Below are 7,225 nucleotides of genomic sequence, written 5' to 3'. Positions count from 1 at the left end.
AGACCCCGCTGGGATGAATGTTGAGGCAATGACACATCCTGCGTACCGAAAAGATAGCGATGCTCGGCGACGAACGCGTACTTCATTTTGCATCCTTGGCGAAGTACGCGGCTGCCTTTTTTAATATATCGCGCTCCTCCGTCACCCGCGCCAGCTCACGCTTGAGCCGGCGGTTCTCAGCTTCATGGTCCACAGATGACGCATGTGACGCGGCCGTTGCGTACAACTTCATCCATTTGTAAAGCGAGTGGGTGCTGACGCCTAAGCGCTCTGAAACCTCACGAACTGGATATCCACATACCGTGATCTGATGCACTGCGTCGCGCTTGAAATCCCCACTGAAATTTGGCTTCCCCATTATGGCCTCCTTGCCTCAAAATTAGGGAAAAAAGCGTCTACAATACTAGGGGCTATTCAGCGATCACGATAAAAACACTGGAGAATGATATCGAAGGGCGGCGCGAGCCGCCCTTTTTTGTTGAAACACGGGGACTGGGTTCAGGGCGCTGTCTCTCGGCGTGCTGATGTTCTGAAACTCCTTGGAATACTCAGCAGAGCTTTCACCAAGCACATGCCGTAGATCGATCGGTCTGGCTTTGTAGCGATATATTCGAATAGCTGTGGTGGACGAAAAACTGAAAATTTGTTTTTGGTCGCCAAAACGCCGCACCATATCTTCTCTGACAGGCTCGCCCCCCCATTTAACTCAAAGGGGCCTGAAACGCGAAAATCGGGCGTTTCCGCCCGATTGACTTATTTTGCTTGCGAAATGGACATTTCAGCCCGGCCGCTGGCTATTTATTGGTGGTCAGATCACCATTGTGGAAACCACCAATAAATGTCCACCACCTGACTTCATCCGAAAATATGTTGTTGTTATTAAACAATAATATTTACACGCAATCACGCTGAGGCGGCCATTTTGACCACTACACCCACATCAAATGACCATCGAAAGTTCACAAAAAAATGCCGCCCGAAGGCGGCATTGCAGACTTTCATCAAGAAAGCTTGGGGGGACGAGGTCAGTGGATCAGGAAATATGCGTCCTCAGACACCCCAACCGGCGGCGATTCCAAAACGGACTTTATCTCCTCCGGATCCAGATTAATGGCAGCAAACCCTACCTGACCATCGAGACGCACCACGTTGGACAAGTGCCCCTTGAAGAGGAGTTCCAGGATTACCTTCAGCTTCGCCCGGGATTTCTCCGCACACCTGGCCAAGGGCTCCATGCCGGCAGGCAGCTCCTCCACTTCGTCGAACCTGTCTCGCAGGACATCGAGCACCTTATTGATGCTGCGGCCATCGACAGCTTTGCCGACCTTGCTTTGCAGATTCCGATGATCATGGATACGGCTCAGCAATCCCAGTTCGATCAACGCGCTTACAACCGGCCGTGAACAGGTCAAGACATACGGAACCTGGGTCGTCGGCACAGCAAACTTCGCATCCCCGAGCAGCTCGACAACCTTCGCATAGTCAACGACAAGGCGCCCAGCCCCTGTTGCCTCCCCCTCTCCGGGCGACATGCCAGCTGCCTTGAGAAGGTTGTGAAGTGTCGAGGGATGAACGTTCTCGGATTTGGAGATCGAACTCAGGGTACTGTATTTCGGACGGGCCACCGGCTGACCCAGAACATTCCGCCCAGGGACCAGAGGCGTATTCTCGATGATCACGTGACGCAGGAGAGCACGGATCGGCCCAGGGTCCTTTGACAGGTGCCCAGAGTTGAGCCACGCATAGAGCATCCCGAAAGCGCTCCGAGGGCTCGCAAATCCCTCACTGCGCGTTGTGGCCTTCAGCGTATCTTCAAGAAAAGCCACCACTTCGGCTTCGCCCCCTGCCGCGAGGCCCCAACCTGCACGTCCGGCGTCGTCCCACATGCGCTGAGACAGCTCAGCGGCCTGCTGCTTTGGGCCGAAGGCGATCAACCCGCCCACCATCTCGACTGCCCGGTTCGCCTGATCAATGCCTTGCCCATCCAACCAGATCGGACCGGAATGTCCTTCCAGACGGTTTTCCACGTAGGTCTGGAGTGGCGAGGGTGCCCGCGGTTCGCATGGCTCCGGCACGGCCAATTCCGCTGCAATGATATCCTGCATGGCCTGCAGCTCATGCAGTTGATCATCCCACGCGCTCTTTCGAACATCGCGCAGCAGTGTCCCGTGGCGGCGGCACGTACGAACAGGCGCAAGGCGCCATGCAAGGCGATGACGCATCGCAACGTCAGGGCGCTGCTGGTCATATTGGTCCTCAGCGAGGCAATAGGGGCAAATCCTGGTCTCGACCCCGGTCGTGAACTCAGCCGAAAATTCGTGCTGGCGCAGGCTGAAGCGGCGTGCGCCAATCGAGCTGATCGTGTTCCAAACCACCGGCGCCGGGTCCTGGCCGGCGATCTCGCAGAGGCGATGAACCGCCCCCGGAAGCCCCCGCGCGAGATCGATGGCAGGAATACGCAGATCATTGAGAAACGGGACGAGGCGACCTCCCTTGTGGAAGGCCGCCTGACGTGCCGCCCAGGACAAGGGCGTCTCATCGTGAACAAAGGAGACTTTGGGAAAGAGCTTGGCCATGGCAATCACCGCTTCCGCTTGCCCGTGGACCGACGGGGCTTCTGATCCTCTTCTGGGTCCGTCTCGATCAACCAGTAATGCTCGACAAAGAAGACATTCTCCGACGCCGAACAGGATTCCTGCATCGCGTAGGCCGAGGCGAAATGCCCGATTTCGAGATGACTATCTTCGTTCTCGATCGCGAACTCGAGCGCCAGCAACAGCAGCTCTACCGCCCGTCCAAAACAATACCGGGCACCGTGGAACACCCGTCCGACCAAGTCGGTCTCCATCGGAGCGTGAATCCCGACACGCTGGCAATAATGCTCCATGATCTGGCAGAAATTCTCGCCGTCGGATTGTTCGGTGAGTTCGGGTAGGACGATGGACGTAAAGCGACGCTTTACCTGCTGGTCACTCCGGATCACGGTCGCGAGGTCTTTCGTGCCGGACACGATGATCGTGATGGCATGCTCACCCTGCATCAGCGATTTCAGTGCCCGCAGGATCAGGTTGCGATCGGCACAGAACAAGTCCTGAGCCTCGTCGATCCAGATCACGCTGATCTCCAGCTCGGCCAAGCGATAGCGCAAATCCTGGAACAGCGACCAGGCCTCCTGCCGTTTACTCTCCACAGGGTACCCAGATACCTTCAACAACTCGCCCATCATGCTCTTGAAGGTCGCGGGGCTGGGCACCACGCAACCAATGTAACGCGGAGTGCCATCTTCTTGCGGCCGCAACATCGGCAGTTTCTCGAGCGTGCGATTGACGAGATGGGATTTTCCGCTCCCGGGCTCACCAATCACCATCACGCCACGCGTTTCACGGGTCTTGGTGAACCGTTTCGCGACAGGCGTCCGATGACCCGCAGCGTCCTTCTCGAAAAGCCGTTCGATGTGGGACGCGGCTTCCGCGTCCCGGTCGGTTCCGATATGCAGCTTACGCAGAGCCTCGAGAGCCTGCTCGGCAGTGTGTTGATCCATCATGATCACTCCTCCTCGAAGGTCATGGACGACCCCGGCGAGGTGCCGTTCCGGCCTTTGCGGCCAGCCTGCGCGTCGGTGCTTTCGCAGACTTCACCGTTCAAATCGTCAAGCGAAGGCAGCTCACTCCCAAGCTCGCCTTTCGCCTTGGATGGCGCTTTCGGCTCGTAGAATTTCACACCTGCAAGAATGTTCTTTTCCTCACGCTTGAACCGATCTTCGGACCAATCCTCCAGGTTCAGCCCTGCCTTCGCCATCGCCACCTCATTCCGAGCCTTGATCGCCAAAATAGCTTCCCGGACGACTGCATTGTTCAGATGATCCGCCTTCGGGTTGCCGGCGCGCACATGCCGCACAGCAGTCAGCCAGGTTTGTGCCGCGACGCCTTGGAGGGACGCGTCTTGGGAGGGGACGTTGCACCACTCTTCCCCCATCAGCACCGAAATCGCGCCTACATCTTTGGGATGCCAGCGAACCTTGACGCTCCCAGGGTTATTCCGACGAAAATGGTTCTGGAGAATTTCAGATTGGTAGGTCACACCGAGAACGGTGATGCCTTCTTTGTCCAAGCGGTACTCGCGCTCCTGCCCGAAACAAATCCGCATCATTTCGGAGTCTGGCGGCGGGGTGACGCCATACAGCTTGTTCAGGCGCCGCCAGGCCTGAACCGGCGTCTCGTTGTCAAGACCGGAGTGCGGCGTGTTGTGGTAGATCTCGACAACCCAGCGGATCAGCGCAAACGTCAGATCATCCAAGGTCAATGCTGCGCGCTTTTCCGGGTCCGCATCACCTTTCTCCATGATGCCACGGAAGGTATGCCCCGAAAGGCGGGAGGCAAAGTCACCGGAGCACGTTCCGAAAAATCGCTCGATGGTGCCACGGTTCTCAGGGACGCCGTTCATCGCCATTTCCCACATCACACCGAGATCTTCGGCGGCCATCCGAAACCGCAAAGATTTGAACGCCGAGCCACCATCAAAGACGATCAACTCCGGGGTGCCGTGCATGTCCCAGGGCGTATGGGCACCTACAGCGTCTGCCCAGGCTCCCTTGTCCGTCGTGATCATCTGCAACAGCTGGACTGCGGCCTCTGCGTTTGGAGCGCGACTAAGCACCAACCCGACAATGCACCGGGTGGCACAACAGATCGCGGCGGTCAGGGTCCACCGTGCCGTCTTTTTCTGTTTGATCTTCCCGGTCTTCGGATCTTCGTGCTCTTCAAAATACAGACCGAGCGAATGCTTCTCCTCATCGGTGAAGAGCCCATAGATTTCGGTGCTCTCCAACAAGGTCTGCGCATCGACCGTCCATTCGTCGATCTCCACCCGCTCCAGAGGACGCGTCACGGAAAGACCTGTTGTGACGGGGCGAAACTTCTTGCGTGCGGCTGCAGCGCCGTTGCGCTTCAATTCCACCAGGAACGGGTCCAGGGCACGCACAGCAAGCCGAATGGTCTCTCGGCTTGGCACCTTCATCTTGAGCTCACCTCGCGCTTCGCGTTCCGCGTTTTCTTTTGCAAAGGAAAGCTTCACGTCCTCGACGATCGCATGAATGGTGGGCTTATCCGGCGACATGTAGCCGCGGACCCCTTTCATCATCAGCGCGTACTCGCTTGGTGAGAGACGAGACCCGCGGTTTCCGCGTGCGGACACCCGATCGAGATGTCCAATCAGCCCAAACTTGTTGAGTTCGGCGAGCCATCGGCGCAGCGATCGTGGCGAGGGAACCTTGGCGAAGTTTTCAGACTTCCGAAACTTCTTGCCAGGCTCGGGCAAGTCATCGGGTGCAATGTCCATAACGCGGTCGAGAAGGAGAGCCTTGTTGGCTTTGATCGACGCGTCCGTGAACGTCATCAGGCCCTCGGCATGGAGCTCCAGGGCAACCTGACAGTACAAATCCTTCTTGGTGAGACGACGCCCGGGACGCCCGGTCAAAGCCGAAATCGATGTCTGGCTAGACATCAGCCGCTTATGTGCTGCAGACGGATTAAAGCAATCTCGCTCGACCCGAATACGGCCCTGCTGACCGAAACGGGCGAGATCTTCGTGCGTGAATTGCTGACAAAGCCCATTCGCGTCGTCCCGGCGGAGAAGGTAGCCGGTTTCGGTTTCCATTTCGACTTGGAAGGGGAGATTATCGATCGACACACGGTCGAACTGTCCAAAGGCATAACGAGCGTTGGCGGTGCTGAACGAGAGATCCATGGTGTATCCTTTCATGTGATCTGGGCTGCTGATCTGGGCTGCGCGATGCAGCAATGATGAGTGCGATGGCCATTGGGCCTCGCCATTGGAGAAGTTTCTGGAGGTGGGGCGCGGCCTGAGGTTTCCGGCTTTACGCATTGAAAACCTGAGGCTTCGCGATCGGTGGGCTCTACAAGACGCTGTGGAACGAATTGTTCATGGAGGGCTCGCGATCGCTCAAGACATAGCTGACACCGATGGGCATACGTGTCTTGACGGCAAACTCGGCAACAACGTCGAGGCGCTGCGAAAGCGGTCGTTTGTCGGGCAATTCATCTCGTCCGACACCAAATTCCGCGAGAAGCTTGGCATGATCAAACTGCTGGATGCTGATTTCGACATCTGCGCCAGCCTTGCCACGAAGCATGAGCTCACCAGTATGCTTGGACATCTTCAGACCTCCTTCGCCTTGAAAACCATCACATCATGGGAGAGGCGCTCATAGCCGAGCGTCTTCAGATGCCCGGAACGGATCAGACGCACCAAGGCCCGAAACCCCATGCCGTCCAGACGGGTTTTCTCGACGAGATCGCCCATACGGACGACCCCGGTCATGGACCGCACCACGTCCTGGGCAACAGGGTCACCAAAGCAGTCCGGGCGTCGCGCCGAGTGAAAGAGACCGGCATTGTAACGCTCGACCGGGCAGATGTCGTCCTCCGTGAACAGACGGAAGTCATCGAGAACGCCTTGGGAGATCGCCTGAGCTTTGATCCGGGCCAGCTCGATCAGGTACTTCCGGCTGGCACGCTCAATGGGCCGCACCGCGTATCCCGTCACAGTTTCATCCTGGCGGATAACGACAAAGTCGATGAAGTGGTTGTGGACTTCCCCAAACTCATCGAACCACTCAAAGCGAACCTGTTCGATAACTTCCTTGGTGTCAGGGCGATACGCCAAGACCATCGCGCAATCCGCTTCGAGATGGCTTTCAACGCCATGGCGGACCCCATGACCCTCACCAAAAACAATGCCTCCGGTGAAGTGCTGCGTGGAGCCGACTTGCGTCTTGCGGTCACCACGACTGGGTTCGGGAAGGCGGATACCGCCGGAACGAGAAAGGTCAGACATCTTTGTATTCCAAAAATCATCAGGTGCCACTTCCCGATCAGCCGGAAAGCGTGTGACCTTCTGGATCTACCCTTCAAAACCAGCGTCTATGTCCCCTCTCGGGTTTCAGCTTGGTCGGCGTCGGGCAGACCTTTCCCGTGGCGACAAATGCGTCGCGGAAGAGAAGGTCATCATGTTCTGGAAGCATCCGAGTCCTTGAAACCGACCCGATTGGGTGATAGGTTTCGAGATGAAAGAGGTGGACCTCGGTCTCCCAAATGAGAGAGCGGTCTGTTGGCGCAGATCGCTGTTTCGTTTCCTGCTACATCGTCAGTGCCTCCTCTGTTGCGGCGTTGGATATTTGGTAGCCACCGATTTTGACTCCAGAAAG

General features: G+C 57.2%; 5 protein-coding genes and 1 pseudogene. All 6 read right to left on the bottom strand.

From position 1 onward, the window contains the following. Window positions 1–358 (bottom strand): annotated as a pseudogene (locus tag DMZ65_RS17505) (transposase); the annotation flags it as partial. 667 nt (window positions 359–1,025) lie between these two features. Next, window positions 1,026–2,576 (bottom strand): TniQ family protein, encoded by a 1,551-nt coding sequence (locus DMZ65_RS17500; protein ID WP_116600058.1) that lies wholly within the window; start codon window positions 2,574–2,576, stop codon window positions 1,026–1,028. A 5-nt stretch (window positions 2,577–2,581) separates the two neighbouring features. Further along, on the bottom strand, window positions 2,582–3,544 hold the full coding sequence (locus DMZ65_RS17495) for a TniB family NTP-binding protein (RefSeq protein ID WP_116600057.1): 963 nt from the start codon (window positions 3,542–3,544) through the stop codon (window positions 2,582–2,584). A 2-nt stretch (window positions 3,545–3,546) separates the two neighbouring features. Beyond that, a complete protein-coding gene (locus DMZ65_RS17490; protein WP_116600056.1) occupies window positions 3,547–5,883 on the bottom strand; it encodes a TnsB C-terminal domain-containing protein in 2,337 nt (778 codons plus the stop codon). 31 nt (window positions 5,884–5,914) lie between these two features. Beyond that, a complete protein-coding gene (locus DMZ65_RS17485; RefSeq protein WP_116600055.1) occupies window positions 5,915–6,175 on the bottom strand; it encodes a hypothetical protein in 261 nt (86 codons plus the stop codon). 2 nt (window positions 6,176–6,177) lie between these two features. Further along, window positions 6,178–6,855, bottom strand: a complete 678-nt coding sequence (locus DMZ65_RS17480; RefSeq protein ID WP_116600060.1) for a PDDEXK family nuclease — start codon at window positions 6,853–6,855, stop codon at window positions 6,178–6,180. Window positions 6,856–7,225 lie beyond the last annotated feature (370 nt).

Source organism: Primorskyibacter marinus, from assembly GCF_003313245.1.
Lineage (GTDB): Bacteria > Pseudomonadota > Alphaproteobacteria > Rhodobacterales > Rhodobacteraceae > Primorskyibacter > Primorskyibacter marinus.
Note: the sequence above shows the minus strand (reverse complement) of the source record. Positions and strands in the feature narration are given on the sequence as shown.

Bases quoted from the DNA above. Each gene is read 5' to 3' on its own strand.
- DMZ65_RS17485 (WP_116600055.1), bottom strand. From the start codon at position 6,175: ATGTCCAAGCATACTGGTGAGCTCATGCTTCGTGGCAAGGCTGGCGCA.
- DMZ65_RS17490 (WP_116600056.1), bottom strand. From the start codon at position 5,883: ATGCGTAAAGCCGGAAACCTCAGGCCGCGCCCCACCTCCAGAAACTTC.
- DMZ65_RS17480 (WP_116600060.1), bottom strand. From the start codon at position 6,855: ATGTCTGACCTTTCTCGTTCCGGCGGTATCCGCCTTCCCGAACCCAGT.
- DMZ65_RS17495 (WP_116600057.1), bottom strand. From the start codon at position 3,544: ATGATGGATCAACACACTGCCGAGCAGGCTCTCGAGGCTCTGCGTAAG.
- DMZ65_RS17500 (WP_116600058.1), bottom strand. From the start codon at position 2,576: ATGGCCAAGCTCTTTCCCAAAGTCTCCTTTGTTCACGATGAGACGCCC.